This window comes from Achromobacter kerstersii (assembly GCF_902859595.1).
Taxonomy (GTDB): Bacteria; Pseudomonadota; Gammaproteobacteria; order Burkholderiales; family Burkholderiaceae_B; genus Achromobacter; species Achromobacter kerstersii.
Window position 1 is genome coordinate 43,302 of record NZ_CADIJQ010000012.1, and the last position, 18,478, is coordinate 61,779.

19 protein-coding genes are annotated in these 18,478 nt (G+C 63.4%); 9 read left to right on the plus strand and 10 right to left on the minus strand.

Annotation, left to right across the window (positions count from 1 at the left end; translation table 11 throughout):
- Position 1 precedes the first annotated feature (1 nt).
- From HV765_RS26805 to HV765_RS26815, 3 genes are all read left to right on the plus strand, one after another.
- On the plus strand, positions 2-1,354 hold the full coding sequence (locus tag HV765_RS26805; RefSeq protein WP_175171538.1) for an FAD-dependent oxidoreductase: 1,353 nt from the start codon (positions 2-4) through the stop codon (positions 1,352-1,354).
- 19 nt (positions 1,355-1,373) lie between these two features.
- A complete protein-coding gene (locus HV765_RS26810) occupies positions 1,374-2,597 on the plus strand; it encodes a 3-hydroxybenzoate 6-monooxygenase (RefSeq protein ID WP_175171539.1) in 1,224 nt (407 codons plus the stop codon).
- Positions 2,598-2,696: 99 nt separating this feature from the next.
- On the plus strand, positions 2,697-3,872 hold the full coding sequence (locus tag HV765_RS26815; protein WP_054427068.1) for an ABC transporter substrate-binding protein: 1,176 nt from the start codon (positions 2,697-2,699) through the stop codon (positions 3,870-3,872).
- Between the two features lie 36 nt (positions 3,873-3,908).
- On the opposite strand, the gene HV765_RS26820 is transcribed toward HV765_RS26815, so the two are convergent.
- The 8 genes from HV765_RS26820 to HV765_RS26855 all read right to left on the minus strand — a co-directional run bounded on the left by HV765_RS26820 (position 3,909) and on the right by HV765_RS26855 (position 10,858).
- Positions 3,909-4,271: a glyoxalase superfamily protein gene (locus HV765_RS26820; protein ID WP_054427095.1), complete on the minus strand. Its 363-nt coding sequence runs from the start codon at positions 4,269-4,271 to the stop codon at positions 3,909-3,911.
- A gap of 498 nt (positions 4,272-4,769) precedes the next feature.
- Positions 4,770-5,786, minus strand: a complete 1,017-nt coding sequence (locus HV765_RS26825) for a Bug family tripartite tricarboxylate transporter substrate binding protein (RefSeq protein ID WP_175171540.1) — start codon at positions 5,784-5,786, stop codon at positions 4,770-4,772.
- An 87-nt stretch (positions 5,787-5,873) separates the two neighbouring features.
- Positions 5,874-6,182, minus strand: a complete 309-nt coding sequence (locus HV765_RS26830; protein ID WP_054427066.1) for an addiction module antidote protein — start codon at positions 6,180-6,182, stop codon at positions 5,874-5,876.
- The gene (locus tag HV765_RS26835; protein ID WP_254600739.1) at positions 6,166-6,528 is read right to left on the minus strand and encodes a type II toxin-antitoxin system RelE/ParE family toxin; all 363 of its coding nucleotides are present in this window, start codon (positions 6,526-6,528) and stop codon (positions 6,166-6,168) included. The genes HV765_RS26830 and HV765_RS26835 overlap by 17 nt, the downstream gene beginning before the upstream one ends.
- A 71-nt stretch (positions 6,529-6,599) precedes the next feature.
- Entirely contained in the window at positions 6,600-7,340 is a 741-nt protein-coding gene (locus tag HV765_RS26840; RefSeq protein WP_046803291.1) for an amino acid ABC transporter ATP-binding protein, read from the minus strand.
- Between the two features lie 60 nt (positions 7,341-7,400).
- Positions 7,401-8,501, minus strand: a complete 1,101-nt coding sequence (locus tag HV765_RS26845) for an amino acid ABC transporter permease (protein WP_054427065.1) — start codon at positions 8,499-8,501, stop codon at positions 7,401-7,403.
- 1 nt (position 8,502) lies between these two features.
- A complete protein-coding gene (locus HV765_RS26850; RefSeq protein WP_054427094.1) occupies positions 8,503-9,693 on the minus strand; it encodes an amino acid ABC transporter permease in 1,191 nt (396 codons plus the stop codon).
- A gap of 130 nt (positions 9,694-9,823) precedes the next feature.
- Positions 9,824-10,858 carry an amino acid ABC transporter substrate-binding protein gene (locus HV765_RS26855; protein ID WP_175171612.1) on the minus strand — a complete coding sequence of 345 codons (1,035 nt, stop codon included), beginning with the start codon at positions 10,856-10,858 and terminating at the stop codon, positions 9,824-9,826.
- A 307-nt stretch (positions 10,859-11,165) separates the two neighbouring features.
- Here HV765_RS26855 and HV765_RS26860 point away from each other — a divergent pair, with 307 nt between their 5' ends.
- From HV765_RS26860 to HV765_RS26890, 6 genes are all read left to right on the plus strand, one after another.
- Complete coding sequence (locus HV765_RS26860) at positions 11,166-11,927, plus strand: cell division ATP-binding protein FtsE (protein WP_054427063.1); 762 nt, start codon at positions 11,166-11,168, stop codon at positions 11,925-11,927.
- Complete coding sequence (locus HV765_RS26865) at positions 11,924-12,832, plus strand: cell division protein FtsX (protein WP_054427062.1); 909 nt, start codon at positions 11,924-11,926, stop codon at positions 12,830-12,832. Before HV765_RS26860 ends, HV765_RS26865 begins: the two co-directional genes overlap by 4 nt.
- Positions 12,833-13,240: 408 nt before the next feature.
- A complete protein-coding gene (gene cheD, locus HV765_RS26870; protein ID WP_054427061.1) occupies positions 13,241-14,047 on the plus strand; it encodes a chemoreceptor glutamine deamidase CheD in 807 nt (268 codons plus the stop codon).
- Positions 14,048-14,094: 47 nt separating this feature from the next.
- A complete protein-coding gene (thpR, locus tag HV765_RS31950; protein WP_254600740.1) occupies positions 14,095-14,784 on the plus strand; it encodes an RNA 2',3'-cyclic phosphodiesterase in 690 nt (229 codons plus the stop codon).
- 47 nt (positions 14,785-14,831) lie between these two features.
- The gene (locus tag HV765_RS26885; RefSeq protein ID WP_175171541.1) at positions 14,832-15,392 is read left to right on the plus strand and encodes a 5'-3'-deoxyribonucleotidase; all 561 of its coding nucleotides are present in this window, start codon (positions 14,832-14,834) and stop codon (positions 15,390-15,392) included.
- Between the two features lie 83 nt (positions 15,393-15,475).
- Positions 15,476-16,813 carry an NAD(P)H-dependent oxidoreductase gene (locus HV765_RS26890; RefSeq protein WP_054427058.1) on the plus strand — a complete coding sequence of 446 codons (1,338 nt, stop codon included), beginning with the start codon at positions 15,476-15,478 and terminating at the stop codon, positions 16,811-16,813.
- Positions 16,814-16,842: 29 nt separating this feature from the next.
- Here the strand turns inward: HV765_RS26890 and HV765_RS26895 are convergent, their stop codons facing one another.
- Positions 16,843-17,589 (minus strand): FadR/GntR family transcriptional regulator, encoded by a 747-nt coding sequence (locus HV765_RS26895; protein ID WP_054427057.1) that lies wholly within the window; start codon positions 17,587-17,589, stop codon positions 16,843-16,845.
- Between the two features lie 37 nt (positions 17,590-17,626).
- On the minus strand, positions 17,627-18,364 hold the full coding sequence (locus tag HV765_RS26900; protein ID WP_054427056.1) for an SDR family NAD(P)-dependent oxidoreductase: 738 nt from the start codon (positions 18,362-18,364) through the stop codon (positions 17,627-17,629).
- Positions 18,365-18,478: the final 114 nt, after the last annotated feature.

Sequence of the window (18,478 nt, forward strand, 5' to 3'; positions counted from 1 at the left end):
GATGGTCATTACCGAACCCGCCCGCCAAGTCCCGCTGTACGGGGAATATGACGTTGTGGTGCTGGGCGGCGGCCCCGCCGGCATCCTGGCCGCCACCAGCGCCGCCCGCAACGGCGCGCGCGTGCTGCTCGTGGAGCGCTACGGCTTCCTGGGCGGCATGGGCACCGCCGCGGGCGTGTCCAACTTCTGCGGGCTGCACGCCAACATCCACGGCAGCATCCAGCAAGTGGTGCACGGCATGACCAACGATCTGCTGGACCGCATGCGCGCCATGGACGGGCTGAACGACCCGCACCTGATCCTGGGCAAGATCCACGCACAGGCCTACGACATCTCGGCATTCAAATGCGCCGCCGACGGCCTGGTGCAAGACAGCGGCGCGCACGTTCTGTTCCACGCCCTGGCGACCGGCCTCGCGCGCGACGCCGAAGGCCGCGTCGACGCCTTGTTCCTGGAAACGAAATCCGGCCGCTGCGCCGTGCGCGCAAAGGTCTTCATCGATTGCTCGGGCGACGCCGACATCGCGCAATGGGGCGGCCTGCCGTTTGAAAAAGGCGACGAACACGGCCACATGCTCTACCCCACGCTGATGTTCAAGGTCGGCAACGTGGACGGCGCGCGCGCACAGGAAGCCTGGAAGACCATCCCGCTATTGATGGACGAAGCCGCCGCCAGCGGCGAGTTCACGTTTCCGCGCCGGGGCGCCATCGTGCGTCCGCAAAAGCACGACTACGAATGGCGCGTCAACGTCACGCAGCTGGCCAATGCCGATGGCAGCGCGGCGGACGGCACCGATGCCGGTTCGCTGTCCGCGGGCGAACTCGAAGGCCGCCGCCAGATCGTGCAGTACTTGAGCTTCTTGCGCGCCAAGGTGCCGGGCTTTGAAAACGCCTATGTGCTGGACATCGCGCCGCAACTGGGCATTCGCGAAACGCGCCGCATCGTGGGCGAAGCGGTGCTGACCAAGGAAGACGTATTGGGCTGCGCCAACTTCGACGACAGCATCGGCGTGAACGGCTGGCCGCTGGAAATGCACACGGCGGGCGACGTGCAATGGATGTGGCCGCCCATTCCCGAATCACGCGGCTACAACCAGCTACCCTTTCGCATGATGGTGCCCAAGCGCGGGCCGGGTGTCGCCAGCAACGTGCTGGTGGCGGGCCGCTGCGCGTCCATGACGCACGAAGGCCAATCGGCCGCGCGCGTCAGCGGCAGCTGCTTTGTCATGGGCGAGGCGGCCGGCACGGCGGCGGCGATGGCGTTGCGCGCAGGTCTCGCACCGGCCGACATTTCCATTGCCGCCTTGCAGGCGCAGCTGACAGCACAGGGCGCCTTCCTGGGCGGGCAAGGCTGATGGCATGCAGGAAGCAAACATGAACACATCCACAACGGCAACAACGGCAACGCAGGCGGCGCGATCCGTCATCGTGGTGGGCGGCGGCATCGGCGGGCTAGCCGCCGCGCTGGCGCTGACAAGACAAGGCATCGCCGTGCAACTGCTGGAGCAAGCCGCGCACATCGGCGAAATTGGCGCCGGCATTCAATTGGGGCCCAACGCATTTGCGGCGTTGGACGCGCTGGGCGTGGGCCAGACGGCGCGCACGCGTGCCGTCTTCACCGACCACATCATCATGATGGACGCGGTGGACGCCAAAGAAGTCGTGCGCATCGACACGGGCGACGCATTCCGCGCGCGCTTTGGCGGGCCGTATGCCGTGATTCACCGCGCCGACATCCACCTGTCCATTCTGGAAGCCGTGCAGCAGAACCCGCTGATCCGCTTTCGCACGTCGACCCAGATCGCCAGCATGTCGCAGGACGCGCACGGCGTGGAAGTGGTGGACACCGACGGCAACCGCTACCGCGCGGACGCCGTGGTGGGCGCGGATGGCGTCAAATCCGTGATCCGCGAACGCACCGTGGGCGACCCCGCGCGCGTGACCGGCCACGTGGTCTACCGCGCCGTCGTCGAACGCGACAACATGCCCGACGAACTGCGCATCAACGCCCCCGTACTGTGGGCCGGCCCGCACTGCCACCTGGTGCATTACCCCTTGCGCGGCGGCCAGCAATACAACCTGGTCGTCACCTTCCACAGCCGCGAACAAGAAGAATGGGGCGTGCGCGAAGGCAGCAAGGAAGAAGTGCTGTCGTACTTCGAAGGCATACACCCGCGCCCGCATCAAATGCTGGACCGCCCGACCTCATGGAAACGCTGGGCCACCGCCGACCGCGAACCCGTCGACCACTGGGGCGAAGGCCGCGTCACCCTGCTGGGCGACGCCGCGCATCCGATGACGCAATACATGGCCCAAGGCGCCTGCATGGCGCTGGAAGACGCCGTCACGCTGGGCGAAGCCGTCCGCCAATGCGAACACGATCTAGAAGCCGCGTTCCGCTTGTATGAATCGGTGCGCATTCCGCGCAGCGCGCGCGTGGTGTGGTCAACCCGCGAAATGGGCAGGCTCTATCACGCACGAGGCGTTGAACGCACCGTGCGCAACATGCTGTGGACGGGCCGCAGCCAGTCCCAGTTTTACGACGCATTGCAGTGGCTGTACGGCTGGAAGGTAGAGCACTGCCTCGCGGCACCATAACAGCGCAGAAGACAAGCGCACGGAACAAGCGCACGGAACAGGCGCAACGAACCGCACGCTAAACAAGCGCACTAAACAAGCGCAAATGAGGAGACAACCATGACAAGCATCACCTTACGCGGCACCGCCGCCATCGCGCTCGCGCTCGTGGCATCCGTGGCCGGCGCGCAGGCGAAACCGCTGGACATCGGCTTCATCGGCACGCTCTCCACGCCCGCCGGCTACATCGGCGAAGACGAGCGCGATGCTTTCATGCTGGCCGTGAAGGAAGGCGGCGGAAAGCTGGGTGGCGTACCCGTCAACGTGCGCGTTGAAGACGACGCGCTCAAGCCCGCCAACGCCAAGCAGACCGCCGACAAGATGGTGCAGGATGGCGTGCGGCTGTTCACAGGCGTCAACTTTTCGAACGTCATGGCGGCCGTTGGCCCCACGGTGCTGAACGCAGGCGGCTTCTACGTCAGCCTGAACGCCGGCCCCTCCAACTACGCCGGCAAAGCCTGCAACCCGAACTACTTCGCCGTCGCCTTCCAGAACGACTCCTACGCCGACACCGCCGGCATCGCCGCCAACGAACTGGGCGTCAAACGCGTCGTCGTCATGGCGCCCAACTACCAGGCCGGCCGCGACGCCGTCGCCGGCTTCAAGCGCGCCTACAAAGGCGACATTGCCGAAGAGATCTACACCAAGCTCGACCAATCCGACTTCTCGGTAGAACTCGCCCGCATCCGCTCGCTGAACCCCGACGCCATCTTCCAGTTCCATCCGGGCGGCGCAGGCATCAACCTGACCAAGCAATTCGCCAATTCCGGCCTGTCGGACAAGATCAAAATGATCACCCCGATCTACTCCATGGACGACCGCATGCTCGCCGCAACCGGTACGGCAAGCAAAGGCTTCTACCTGAGTTCACTGTGGAGCGCCGACCTGGACAACGCGCAAAACAAACACTTCGTCGACGCCTTCACGCAAGCCTACAAGCGCCCGCCCACCGCCTACGCTGCCCAGGCCTACGACACCGCCAACCTGATCGCCTCGGCCCTGAAAGCCGTCAACGGCGACATCACCGGCCGCCCCGACGACTTCCGCGCTGCGCTACGCAAAGCCGACTTCGCCAGCGTCCGCGGCAAATTCAAATTCGGCCCCAACAACCATCCCATTCAGGACTGGTACCTGCTGCACATCGAAGCCGGCCCAGACGGCAAGCTCGTGTACAAAAACCTGAAAGTGCTGGCCCGCGACCACACCGACGTGCACGCCGCCGACTGCAAGATGTAGTGCGCAAAGATGTAGTGCGCAAAGAAAGGCGAGGGTCTAGTCCTGGCTTTCGCAAAAGCTCAGGCGGTTGCCAAACGGATCGGTAACCGCCATCACCCGCCCCCAAGGCAAGTCTTCGACGCCCGGCCGCATATACCCGTATTGTTTGGCCGTGACTTCCGCGTGATACGCGTCCACGCCTTGCATCCGCACAAACACAGCGGACCCGGGCGTGGCATCGCCGTGATGTTCGGACAGATGCAAAATCAAATCGCCGCGATGCACCTGCGCGTACAACGGGAAGCCCGCTTCAAAGCGATGTTCCCAATCCCATTCAAAGCCAAGAAAGTCCAGATAGAACTCGCGCGCCTTGTCGACGGAGAAAATGCGAAGGATGGGAATGGCGGGGGAAAATTGCATGATGAAGTCACGGGACAAAGGTTGATGGGTTACGCGCGGCACGCATCGGCGCTCAAGGCCACACCCGCAAGCGCTTCCCCCATCCTACAAGACGAGCGACGCGACACCACGTACACGAACCGCGAAGCGAGACATCGCACAAACCTCGCGAAGCGACACCACCCCGACGCAAGACACCGCGTAAGCCCCACAAGGCCGCCCGCGCGGCCGGCATGGGGCGGGCCCCGCAAGATCTTCCTCACCCACCCCGCCGATGAGCAGAACCCTAAGCAAGCAGCTCGCCCCAGCGACCGTGAGATTGCAACTGCTGGAGCCCGTGGCGCCGGTGGCCTGCGGTGCGCGGGGCGTCGATAAGCCCGAGGGAATCTGAAGGAACCCGCCAACGGCGGGTGACGAAGATGACAAAGGGGAAGTCCGGAGCGAAGGCTCCGGACCGCAATCGTTGCCCCGCGCACCGCAGGCCACCGGCGCCACGGGCGTCAACAAAACCCTAAACCATCAATTCAAACTAGCCCCAGAAATCTTAACAATCTCCTGATACTTCGCCTTCTCACCCTTCACAAATTCAGCAAACGCCTCTGCCGTCATCGGCCCCGTCTCCGACCCCATGGTCAGCAGGCGTTGCTTCACATCCGGCTGTTGCATCGCATCCGCATACGCCTTGTTCAGCTTCGCCACCACCGGCGCCGGCGTGCCGCCCGTCGTGAACACGCCAAACCACGTACCCAGATCAAAGCCCTTCACACCCGACTCTTCAACCGTCGGCACATCCGCCAACAACGACGAACGCTTCGCCGTCGTCACCGCCAGCGCCTTCACCTTGCCGTCCTTGATCAACGGCGCCGACGCCGCCAGATTGTCGAACATGAAATCCGACTGCCCCGACAGCAACGCCAACTGCGCGGGCGCCGCGCCCTGGTAAGGAATGTGCTCGACATTGATGCCAGCACGCGCCTTCAGCAACTCACCCGACAGATGGCCCGCGCTGCCGTTGCCGCCCGAACCGTAGTTCAGCTTGCCCGGATTTTTCTTCGCATACTCGATCAGATCCGCCAGGGTCTTGATGTTGTTCTTCTCAGCGAACTCAACGTTCATCACCAGCACATTCGGCACCGACGCCACAATCGTCACCGGCGCAAAATCCTTCACCGGGTCGTACGGCAGATTCGCGAACAGCCAGGGGTTGATGGCGTGCGTCGCCACAGCGCCCATCACCAGCGTGTAGCCATCAGCCGGCGCCTTGGCCACCAGGTCAGCGCCAATATTGCCGCCCGCGCCCGACCGGTTTTCCACGATCACGGGCTGCCCCAGCGAACCACGCACCTTCTCGGCCAGCATGCGGGCCATGGTGTCCAGCGGGCCGCCAGGCGGGTAAGGCACAACGAAGCGGATCGGCTTCGTCGGAAAATCAGTGGCCTGAGCCAGCGCAGGCGCGCCGAAAGGCAGGGTCACGGCAAGCGCCACAGCGCCTTGCAACAGCGCGCGGCGAACCGCGCTACGGGGGGTCTTCGTCATGATGTTGTTCTCCTCACTCCAGATCGATGGCGGTCAGTAGCATACCGCAGGGAGAAGGATGGCGTAACAAAGGGATACTGGCAGATCTCATCCCTGGGGAGTCGGCTCCCGTTTGGTTTTGACTAGCGCCGTCAACGAAACGCCAAGCGCGTTCATTACCTTGCGCAACGTGTGATAGCTGGGATTCGCGCCCGGAGCGAGCACCCGATATAGGTTCGTCCTTGCGAGTCCCGTTTCGCGCGAGATTTCGGTAATGCCGCGCGCACGTGCCACATCGCCCAGCGCTTCGAGAAACGCATCGGGATCATCTTCGGCCGCTGCGTCCGCAAGATAATGCGCGATCGTTTCATCATCTTTCAGATAATTCGCAGCGTCGAAGTCACGGTATTTCGTCATGATCGGTACTCCGTTTTATTTGCGACCAGAGACGTTTCGCGTGGGCGATGTCTCTGGTTTGGCTGCCCTTATTACCACCGCAAAGCAGCACGTAGACCACCCTTCCAGCTCGGGCGTAGTACACGCGGTAGCCAGCACCGACGTCCACACGCATTTCGCTTATGCCTTCACCCACGGGTTCAGCATCGCCAAAATTTCCCTTTGTTGCACGGGATAAGCGCCGCAGGATTTGAGCGCGCGCTCGGGCGTCTCGCAATGATTCAAGCCAACGGGAAAATTCCTCGGTTTCTCGAAATCTGAACATACCGGATTGTCGCTCAAAAGGTACATTCAGAAAAGCGCCCATGAAAAACACCCCAAAATCCGGACCGAAATCCAACTTTTGGGGTGTTTGCCGAACAGGCGGTCTTCAGCCGATCAGTGCAAGATCTGGCTCAAGAACAGCTTCGTCCGTTCGTTCTGCGGGTTGTCGAAGAACTCGTCCGGGTTGTTCTGCTCGATGATTTCGCCGCGGTCCATGAAGATCACGCGGTTGGCGACCTTGCGTGCGAAGCCCATTTCGTGGGTCACGCAGATCATCGTCATGCCGCTTTCCTGGGCCAACGACACCATCACGTCCAGCACTTCCTTGACCATTTCCGGATCAAGCGCCGAGGTCGGCTCATCGAACAGCATGATCTTCGGGTTCATGCACAGCGAACGCGCGATCGCCACGCGCTGCTGCTGGCCGCCTGACAACTGGCCGGGGAATTTCTTCGCCTGTTCCGGAATGCGCACGCGCTCCAGGTACTTCATGGCCGTCGCCTCGGCTTCCGCGCGCGGCTTCTTCAGCACCCACATGGGGCCCAGCGTCAGGTTTTCCAGCACGGTCAGGTGCGGGAACAGATTGAAGTGCTGAAACACCATGCCCACGTCCTTGCGGATCGTCTCGATGTGCTTCAAGTCATTGGTGAGTTCCGTGCCGTCCACAATGATGTGGCCTTTCTGGTGCTCTTCAAGACGGTTGATGCAGCGGATCATCGTGGACTTGCCCGAGCCCGAAGGGCCGCACACCACGATGCGCTCGCCCTGCGCCACGTCCAGATTGATGTTGCGCAACACGTGGAACTGGCCGTACCACTTGTTCACGTCCTGCATACGAATAATGGCATCCGACATGCCTGTACTCCCGTAAATATCGCTGTGCGCGCCCACCCGAAGGCGGACGCGCGCCAGGGGCTAGCGTTTGTGATCAGTCGCAAGACGTTTTTCAAGCGCCTGACTGTACTTGGACATGGAAAAGCAGAACACGAAGTAGATCAGCGAAATGAACAGGTACGCCTCTACGCCGAACCCGCGCCATGCCGCGTCGGACAAGGCCGCCTTGGCTGCCAGTGTCAGGTCGAAAATACCGATGATCACCACCAGCGACGTGTCCTTGAACAGCGCAATGAAGATGCTGACCAGCGGCGGGATCACGATCTTCAGCGCTTGCGGCAGGATGATCTTGCGCATCTGCTGCCAGTAGTTCAGGCCCAGCGAATCGGCGCCTTCGTACTGGCCCTTCGGAATGGCTTGCAAGCCGCCGCGCACCGTTTCCGCGATATAGGCCGCGGCGAACAGGATGATGGCGATCTGCGCGCGCAAGAGCTTGTCGATGGAGAAGCCTTCGGGCAGGAACAAGGGCAGCATGACCGACGACATGAACAGCAGGCTGATCAGCGGCACGCCGCGGATCAGCTCGATGTACACAACGCACAGCGCCTTGATGGCCGGCATCTTCGAACGCCGGCCCAGGGCCAGCAACACGCCGATCGGGAAGGCAAATGCGATGCCGAACGTGGACAGGATGAGCGTCAGCGGCAAGCCGCCCCAGCGCGCGTTTTCCACGTAGGTCAGGCCGAACACGCCGCCCCACATGAGCAACGCCACGGCCGTCAGGCCCACGGTCCAGATGGCGGCCAGCTTCCAGTTCCAGAAGTAACGGATGCCGCTGCAGATGATCACGCCCACCAGGATGATGGTGGCGATCAGCGGACGCCATTGCTCGTCGAACGGATACGTGCCGAACAGAATCAGCCGGTGCTTCTCGATGATGAACGCCCAGCAGGCGCCCCCCGAGGCACGGCATTCCTGCGCGTTGGCCGCGTTGAAGTCCGCTTTGAAGAAGGCCCATTCCAGCAGCGCCGGCACCGCCATCAACAGGAACCACGCAAGCAGTACCGTGATGAGGATGTTCAGCGGCGACGAGAACAGTCGGGTCTTGAACCAGGGCCACACGCCCACGTGCGTGCTGGGCGGCGGCATGGCTTCGGTGGGAGTATGCGTAGTGCTGCTCATCTCAACGCTCCACCAGCGCGATGCGCTTGTTGTACCAGTTCATGAATATCGAGATCGACAGGCTGACCGTCAGGTACGCGCCCATGATGATGAGAATGCCCTCGATGGCCTGGCCCGTCTGGTTCAGCGTGGTGTTCACGACCGACACGATGTCGGGGTAGCCGATGGCGACTGCCAGCGAGCTGTTCTTCGTCAGGTTCAGGTACTGGCTGGTCATCGGGGGGATGATCACGCGCAGCGCCTGCGGCAGAATCACCAGGCGCAGCACCTTCGCGCGCGGCAGCCCCAGCGAACCGGCAGCTTCCCATTGGCCGTTGTTCACGGCCTGGATACCCGAGCGCACCACTTCAGCGATGAACGCCGACGTGTAGATCACCAGACCCGCCAGCAATGCGGCGAACTCCGGCGACAAGGTCAAACCGCCCGAGAAGTTAAAGCCCTTCAGTTCCGGCATGTCCAGCGTCAGCGACGCGCCGCTGACCAGCCAGCCGATGAACGGCAGACCGATCAACAGGCCGATGGCCCAACGGCCCAACGGGAACATGTGGCCGGTGGCTTCGTGGCGCTTCTTGCCGTAGTGGCCCAGGAAGATGATGGCGACGATGGCCAGGCCCAGGCCGGCCAGCATCCAGTCCAGCGAATTGCCTTCCAGCCCCGGCACTTTCAGGCCGCGGTTGGAGATGAAGACACCGGGCAGCGGATTGTGCGCCTGACGCGGACCCGGCATGTTTTCCGTGATCAGCGCGTACCAGAAGAACAATTGCAGCAGCAGCGGCACGTTGCGCATGACCTCGACGTAGAACGAGGTGATCTTCGCAACCAGCCAGTTCTTGGACAGGCGGCCGATACCGATCAGGGTGCCGAGGATGGTGGCCAGCACGATGCCGATGACGGCGACGCGTAGCGTGTTGAGCAGGCCGACCAGGATGGCGCGGCCGTAATCATTGGCGGGGGTGTAGGCGATGGGCGTTTCGCCGATCGCGAACCCGGCTTCACGGCTCAGGAACCCGAACCCCGTGGCGATGTTGCGCACGGACAGGTTGTGTAGCGTGTTGGAAACCAGGAACCACACGGCCCAGGCAACCGCGGACAGCGCAAGCACCTGGTAAACCACGGAGCGCACCCCGGGGTCATTCCAGTTCAGCCGCCGGCGAGGTGCCGAAATCGGGGCGTTTTTATTGGAAGTCGTCATGATGAATCTACAGAAGTCGTACACCGGGTGGCAACGCCGGCAAGGCCACGCCCCCCACTCCTGCCGCCCGCTCGGTGGCGGGCTAGGCAAAACGGAGCGCTAGGGCTCCGTTTTGCCAGGCAGCCGTATGTTAGCGCACCGGCCAGCCGTACATCAAACCGCCTTGCTTGTACGACGCGTTCAAGCCACGTTCCAGCTTCATCGCGCTGTTCTTGCCCAGCGTGTTTTCGAAGCTTTCACCGTAGTTGCCCACGTTCTTGATGATGTTGTAGGCCCACTTGTCGTCCACGCCCAGGTTCTTGCCCATGCCCGGGGTCACGCCCAGGATGCGCTGGATGTTGGGGTTGGGGCTCTTCAGCATTTCATCCACGTTCGCCTTGGTGATGCCGTATTCCTCGGCTTCCAGCATGGCGTTCAGCGACCAGCGCACGATGTTGAACCATTGCTCGTCGCCCTGGCGAACCATGGGGCCCAACGGTTCCTTCGAGAAGTCTTCCGGCAGGATGACGAACTTGTCCGGATTCTCGAGCGTGGTGCGGGTGGAAGCCAGTTGCGACTTGTCGGTCGTGAAGGCGTCGCAGCGGCCGGCCGAGAAGGCGCGGATGATTTCGTCGTACTTGTCGATCACGACCGGCTTGAATTCGATCTTCTGGCCGCGGAACCAGTCAGCCAGGTTCAGCTCGGTGGTCGTGCCCGGCTGCACGCAGATCGTGGCGCCGTTCAGTTCCTTTGCGCTCTTGACGTTCAGGTCCTTGGAGACCATGACGCCTTGCGAGTCGTAGTAGTTCACGCCAACGCCGATCAGGCCCAGCGTCGTGTCGCGGGTCAGCGTCACGGTGGTGTTGCGGGTCAGCACGTCGACTTCGCCGGATTGCAGCGCGGTGAAGCGTTGCTGCGTGTTCAGCGGCGTGAACTTCACCTTGGAGGCATCGCCGAACATGGTCGACGCGATGGCGCGGCACATGTCCACGTCAATGCCCTTGTACTCGCCCTTGCTGTCGGCGATGGAGAAACCCGGAATGCCCGTCGACACGCCGCACTGGACAAACCCTTTTTTCTTGACGTTATCGAAGGTCGCGCCCGCATTGGCGGCTGCCGAAACAGCGAACAATGCCGCGCCAATAGCAGCGAGTTTCAGTACTTCATCGTGATCTCCGTGTGGGATAAAGCGAGCCTTGCGCGAGCCGGGTTGGGCCGACGCATGGGGCGGATGGTAGCGTCCACGAAGCACGCGGCGCATCCGGGAATTCCCTTGAAATATAGGGACACTGGCGAAATCAAACGTCGTTTTCGTACGAAAACGGGGACGCGTTTTCACCTATTTCGAACCCGTCCGAGACGCGTTCATTTCGTTCTGATCAAAAGGTGTCCACCTGGTCACGGCGTAATGCTTTTTCACAGGGCAGGCACGAATCGGCTTAGGTCTCCTTACTGTCCCCGAGTTACTATTGCGGCTTCATCTGACAGCCGCCATGATCGAATTCCAACACGTATTCAAATCATATGGTCGCGGCCGAAATATTCTGGCCGACATCAACTTCCGCGTAAGCGCGGGAGAATTCGTTTTCGTCTCGGGGCCGTCCGGCGCCGGCAAGTCCACACTGCTCAAGCTGATTGGCGGGCTGGAGCCCGCTAGCCGCGGGTCCATCCAGGTCAACGGCCAGCGGCTGGACAAGCTGCCCGCACGGGCCCGGCCGTACTTGCGCCGCGCCGTAGGCGTCATCTTGCAAGACACCCATCTGTTGTTCGATCGAAGCGCGTTCGAAAACGTGATGCTGCCGTTGGCGGTTCAGGGGCACCCCTGGGATTCCGCCGCCGCGCGCGCCCGCGCCGCGCTGGACAAAGTGGGGCTGTCGGGCAAAGAAGATTTGAATCCCATCGAACTATCGGGCGGCGAACAGCAGCGGCTGGCGATTGCGCGCGCCATCGTGAACCGGCCCGCCATCCTGATTGCGGATGAACCCACCGCCAACCTTGACCACGACAACGCGCAACGCATCATGAACGTGTTCCGCGACTTCAACCGCGTGGGCGTGACGACGCTGATCGCCTCGCACGACCAGGACCTCATGGCGCGCTACGCCACTCGCACCTTGCGCATCGACCCGGGCAAGTTCGCCGATTCGAACGGGTCCGCCCCGCCCCCAGACGCCGCACCGCCTCAAGCCGCCCCGCCCCGCACGGGCGGCGGCCGCGCGGAACCCGGCATGGGCCATCCGGGAGCCTCGTCATGAACGCCTGGCTGCGGCAACACCGCTATGCGTTGATGGTCACGCTGCGCCGGCTGGCCAAACAACCGTTCTCATCCTTGGCCAACCTGCTGGTGATGGCGCTGGCATTGGCCCTGCCGTTGCTGGGCAGCGCCATTCTGGTGTCGGTCCAACCCGTGGCGCGGCAGATGTCCGTTACCCCGGAAGTGACTGTGTTCATGCGCGTGGATGCTCCATCGGGCGCCGCGGCAGACGTGGCTAAACGCATCAAGGACGAATATCAGGAAGACGTGCGCGCCGTGCGCGTGGTGGGACGCGATGCCGCACTGGCCGATCTGCGCGCCAATCCGGCGTGGCAGCAGGCGCTGGCCGTGCTGCCCGGCAACCCGCTGCCGGACGCCGTGGTCGTGACGCTGGCCGATGGCGACAACCTGGCCGGGCGCGCCGACAAGCTGGCCGGCGCCTGGAAACAATGGAATCACGTAGACCTGGTGCAGCTGGACAGCGCCTGGGTGCAGCGCCTGGAAGCCATTCTGCGTTTTGCGCGCATCGGCCTGGGTTTCCTGGCCGCGTGCGTCGCCGTCGTGGTGCTGGCCACGGTGTTCAACACCGTGCGCATGCAAGCGCTGTCGCAACGTGAAGAAATTGGCGTCGCCCGCTTGGTGGGCGCCACGGAATCCTTCGTGCGCCGGCCGTTTTTGTACCTGGGTGCGCTGTCGGGCGCCGTGGCGTCACTGCTGGCGATTGGCGTGTCGGCCATTGCGCTGTCACCGCTGAACGACGCCCTGCTTGGGCTTGCCCGCAGCTACGGCGCGGAATTCGCCCTGCACCTGCCGGGCGCGTCCGTGCTGATCTTCGCCGTGGTGGCCTCTGCCGCCTTGGGCGCCTTGTCGGCCCGCTGGTCGGTGACGCGCAGCACGCGGTTCTGATCGCAGCGGCGCGGGCACCTGCGCTGGTATTCCCATACCAGTACGTTCACACCGCGCCAGGGCGGCCGCGCCCGGAAAATCTTCCATAAAGCCACGTATGAAGCCTGAACCTCCCCGTGATCCGGGGAAAGGCTTCATGCGTGGCTGTGTACGATGATTCCAAGCCGTCCCTTACGGGCGGAGACTACGTCTTCGAGCGTCCAGCAATCAGCCGGCGATGCGCCAGGGAGAGGAAAGCGCGTTAATAATCAGGGACGTATCACGTCGCAGCCGTTACAAGCATTTCCCCCGTTGTCCGCTGGGATATGCAAGAATAAAGCGACATTTTTTTACACTTTTTGAAACATTCGCTGTTTTACCGAGCTACGTCCTTCGTGTCCCAATCGCTGTTCTTGCCCCTTAAGTCCCATGGTCGCCCGTCTTGAAGCCCGTGCAACGCGCCACTATTTCGATAGCGCGTTCCAATGTCAGGCGGTGAAAGTGCTCCCCAACGAGTACTACGTCACCGACGAAGACCTGATGATCTCGACCGTACTCGGGTCGTGTGTTGCCGCCTGTATCCATGACCCGGTCACGGGCGTGGGCGGCATGAACCATTTCATGTTGCCGGAAGGCGACATGCAGTCGCCCGCGTCGGCCACGATGCGCTATGGCGCGTTTGCCATGGAAGTGCTGATCAACGAACTGCTCAAAGCGGGCGCCGTGCGCGACCGCCTGGAAGCCAAGGTGTTCGGCGGCGGCGCGGTGCTAAGCGCCATGCAGCAGATGAACATTGGCGAGCGCAACGGCGAATTCGTCCTGAACTACCTGCGCACGGAAGGCATTCCGGTCAAGGGGCAGGACCTGGGCGACGTGCATGCGCGGCGCATCAATTACTTCCCGCGTGATGGCCGGGTGATGGTGCGCAAGATGGCGCCGCACCACCAGCGCGCCGAGGAAATCATCGCCAAGCGCGAACAGGCCGCGGCGCAAAGCGTGCAAGCCAAGACGCAAACGCCGCAGCGTGTCGAACGCTTCACCCGGCCGGGTGTGGAACGCTTTGATCGTCCTGGCGTAGAACGTTTCGACAAGCCTGCGCGCCCCGGTGTGGAACGTTTCGACAAACCGGCCCGCCCTGGCGTAGAGCGGTTCGACCGCCCTGCCCGGCCCGGCGTCGAACGCTTTGACACCGCGCTCTCGCGCCTGCGCAACAAGTCGGAAACCACCGACACCTGAAGGGCAAGCGACGACGGAACGGGACGCTGCGCGCCTACAATCAGCGCATGTCCACCGTCCGTCTCTTCTTCGCCCTGTGGCCGTCGCCCCCGCTTGCCGCCTCGCTTGCCGGCTGGGCGGAAGCCGCCCGGCCTGCCTGCGGCGGGCGCGTCATGCGCACCGAAACGCTGCACCTGACCCTGGCCTTTCTCGGCCCCGTGGATGCGCAACTGGCCGACAAGCTTGCCGCCGCCACGCCGGAACTCCGGCTGCCGCCGGGCGAGGTCACGCTGGATCATTACGGCGTATTCAAACGCCAGCGCATCCTCTGGGCCGGGCCGCGCGCCACCCCTGCCGCGCTGCAAGCCGTGCATGACGAACTGTGGCGTTGGCTGGCCGGATTCGGCCTGGCTGCGCCGCCCCAGCCTTTCCGACCGCACGTCACACTGCTGCGCAATATCGAACGTGCGGGTCCGGCCGAAGGCACGCCGGATTTCCCCCCTGATCACTCCCCTGATCACTCCCCTGATCACTCCCCTGATCACTCCCCTGATCACGCCTCAGATCACGCCTCAGATCACTCCCCCGATCACGCCTCAGATCGCTCCCCCGATCGCTCCCCTGAGCTGGCCCCTGCTGAGCAGCCCCCTGAACCGCTCGTCTGGCGCTATGACCGCATGGTGCTGGTGGCGTCCGAATCGCTGACGGGCGGCAGCCGCTACCGCATCGTTGCGCAATCGCGCCCCGTGGAACCCTAGCCGGGCTCTGGCACAATCAGGCGCTTGCACAACCCCCTGGGATCGCCATGATCATCCTGCTGGACCAAGACGGCGTGCTGGCCGATTTCGAACACGCGTTCATCGACGCCTGGCGCGCGCGCTACCCCGACATCGCGCCCATTGAATTTGAAGACCGCAAGTCGTTCTACATCCGCGAGGATTACGGCCCCGAACTACGCGATATGGCCGAGGCCATCTACACCGCGCCCGGCTTCATCCGCAACCTGCCGCCCGTGCCCGGCGCGCTGGACGCCGTGCGCGAATTGCTGGCGCTGGGCATGGACGTGCGCATCTGCACGTCGCCGCTATCGCAGTTTGAAAATTGCGTGGCCGAAAAATACCTGTGGGTAGAAAAGAACCTGGGCCGCGACGCCACGCACCGGCTGATCCTGACCAAAGACAAGACGCTGGTTCAAGGCCATCTGCTGATCGACGACAAGCCCCTGATTGAAGGCGCCGTGAAGCCGCGCTGGAAACACATTCTGTTTGACACGCCTTACAACCGGCACGTTACCGACCGGCCCCGCATCACGTGGTCGACGTGGCGCAATGTGCTGGCGGGCGAGCTCTATACAGCAGACGAGTGAGTTCGCCTGAATCCTGTTCAGCGGTCATGAATTAGGACTATTCTGTGTTGGCTGTACCCCCCCACCCCGGAGGAGCCCGCACCATGAATCTGTACCGTCTGCTCAAGCAGCGAGAAGCCGACCACAAGCCTTTACGAGTTGCACTGTTGGGCGCCGGAAAGTTCGGCGCCATGTTCATGAGCCAGGCTCCCCGCACGCCGGGGATGCGGCTGGTGGCGGTGGCGGATCTGGCGCCCGACCGCGCCCGCGCCGCCCTGACCCGCGTCGGCTGGCCCGCCAGCGCCCTTAACGCCGCCAACACCAACGACGCGCTGAAGAACGGCAAAGTCTTCTTCAGCGATGACCCCTTGGCCATCATCGCGAGTCCCGACGTCGACATCGTTATCGACGCCACCGGCCAGGCCGCCGCCGGCATCACCCACGTGCTGGCCTGCTGCGAATACGGCAAGCACATCATCATGGTCAATGTTGAAGCCGACGCGCTGGCCGGCCCGCTGTTGGCGCGCCGCGCGCGCGAAGCGGGCATCGTCTATTCACTGGCCTACGGCGACCAGCCTGCGCTGATCTGCGAAATGGTGGATTGGGCGCGCGCGTCCGGTTTCGAAGTGATGGCGGCCGGCAAGGGCACGAAATACCTGCCCGAATTTCACACGTCCACGCCCGACACCGTGTGGCCGTACTACGGCTTCACCGCGGAAATGGTGGCGGCGGGCGACTTCAACGCGCAGATGTTCAACAGCTTTCTGGACGGCACCAAAAGCGCCATCGAGATGGCGGCGGTGTCCAACGCCACGGGCTTGCTGCCGTCGCCGTCGGGCCTGCACTTCCCGCCTTGCGGCGTGGACGATCTGGCCCGTGTGCTGCGCCCGCGCGAGGACGGCGGCATCTTGCACCATCGCGGCCAGGTGGAAGTGATTTCATCGTTGGAACGCGATGGCCGCCCCGTGTTTCGCGACCTGCGCTGGGGCGTGTATGTGACGCTTGCGGCCGATAGCGATTACGTGCGCCGCTGCTTCCAGGAATACGGACTGGTGACGGACCCCAGCGGCAACTACACCGCCATGTACAAGCCCTATCACCTGATCGGGTTGGAGCTGGGCATCAGCGTGGCCAGCGTCGGGCTGCGGCGTGAACCCACTGGCGCGCCCGCCGGCTGGCACGGCGATGTGGTCGCCACCGCCAAGCGCGATTTGCAGGCCGGCCAGATTCTGGATGGCGAAGGCGGCTACACGGTGTATGGCCGGCTGATGCCCGCGCCTGATTCCGTGGAAGAAGGCTATCTGCCGCTGGGGCTGTCGCATCAGGTCAAACTGAAACACCCCGTGCGGCAATCGCAGGCGATCCGCTGGCGCGACGTGGAATACGACGAGCGCTCAACGGCCGTGCAATTCCGCCGCGAAATGGAACAGACCTTCGCCTGAAGCGAAGCCAGGCCACCCCGCCCCGCCGCCTACACCGGCGCGGGGCGTTCGGCCTGAAACAAGCGCAGGCGATCTGCCGCGTTGCGCAGATGCTGTTCCGCCGCGCGCCCGGCGGCATCCGGGTCTGACCCTTCGATAGCCACAAAGATCGCCTGATGCTCGCTTTGCACGGCGGCCATGCGTTCCGCATACCGGCGCGCCGTGTTGTTGCGCGCGCTGCGAATGACGCGCCGCACATTCGCTTCCAGATAATCGTTCAGCGACACCAGATGCGGGTTGTGGGTGGCCTGCACGATGGCCTGATGGAACTGGTAGTCCTCTTCATCGCCCAGCTTGTCGTTGATCAGCGCGTACTCCATGCCGACCAGCGCCTGGCGCATCTTCTTCAAGTCCTGATCCGTGCGGCGCTGCGCTGCGTAGCGCGCGGCGGTGACTTCGATGGACAGCATCAGTTCCAGGATGTGTTCCAGGTCCTGCGTGTCGCCCGGCGTGGGCGCGGCGATACGAAACGCGTTGCGCTGGAAGTTGGGGTCCACGAACACGCCGCTGCCCTGCTGAGACGTGATGAGCCCTTCGGACTTCAGCCGGGCCAGCGCCTCGCGCACGACGGCGCGGCTGACCGAATACGTTTCGGTCAGCTGCTTTTCGGTGGGCAGGCGGTCGCCGGGGGCAAGCACCCCTTGGCGTATCTGCTCGGCCAGCGTGTCGGCCAAGCCCGCGGAAAGCGAACTCTTGGGCGCGTTGCGCGGCGGGTCCTGGTCTGGATTCGTCGACATGGAAAATCGTGAACTCGTAATGGCGGCGTCCTGCACTTTAAGCGATATAGATGCCGCCGTTGACCTGCATGACTTCCCCGGTCACGAAGCCCGCCAGCGGCGAGCACAGGAAGGCGATGGACCCGGCGATCTCTTCGGCCGTGCCAAAGCGGCGTAGCGGCGTGCTTTCCAGCAGCTGCGCGCCTTTCTGGCCAATCAGGTCATGCGTCATGGATGTGGCGATGATGCCCGGCGCCACCGCGTTCACGCGGATCTGCGGGGCCAGCTCCAGCGCCAGGCTGCGCGTGAAGCTCTGCACCGCGCCCTTGGACGCGGAATAGGCGGCGTGCGCGTAGCTGCCGCGCTGCGCGGCCAGCGACGTCAACAGCACGATGGAGCCGTTGTGACGCAGGTGGCGCTGCGCCGCCCGGCACGTGTAGAAGGTGCCGTCCAGGTTCACGCGCATCAGCGTGCGCCAGGCCTCGTCGCTGGTGTCTTTGACCAGTTGTTCCGGGTAGATGCCGGCGCAATGCACCAGGTGATCCAGCCCGCCGAAATGCTTGGCGGCCGCATCGAACACGCGTTCGCAATCATGCGAGACGGACACGTCCAGCGCATGCGTGTAGACGCGCTGCCCGGTCGGGTCCAGCTCGGCTGCAACCTCTTCCAGGCGCGCGTTGTTGATGTCAGTCAGCACCAGCCGCGCGCCGTGGGCGGCCATCAGCCGCGCCGTCGCCAAGCCGATGCCATTGCCCGCGCCGGTGATCACGGCCACCTGTCCTTCAAACGAGATCATCCTGTCTCCAAGCTTGTTATGGGCGTGCCTGCTGCCTTCCCGGCCGCCGCGGAATCTTTGATTGAACTCCTGAATCCGCCGCTTGACACAAGAAAATCGCTTGCCCTATGATTT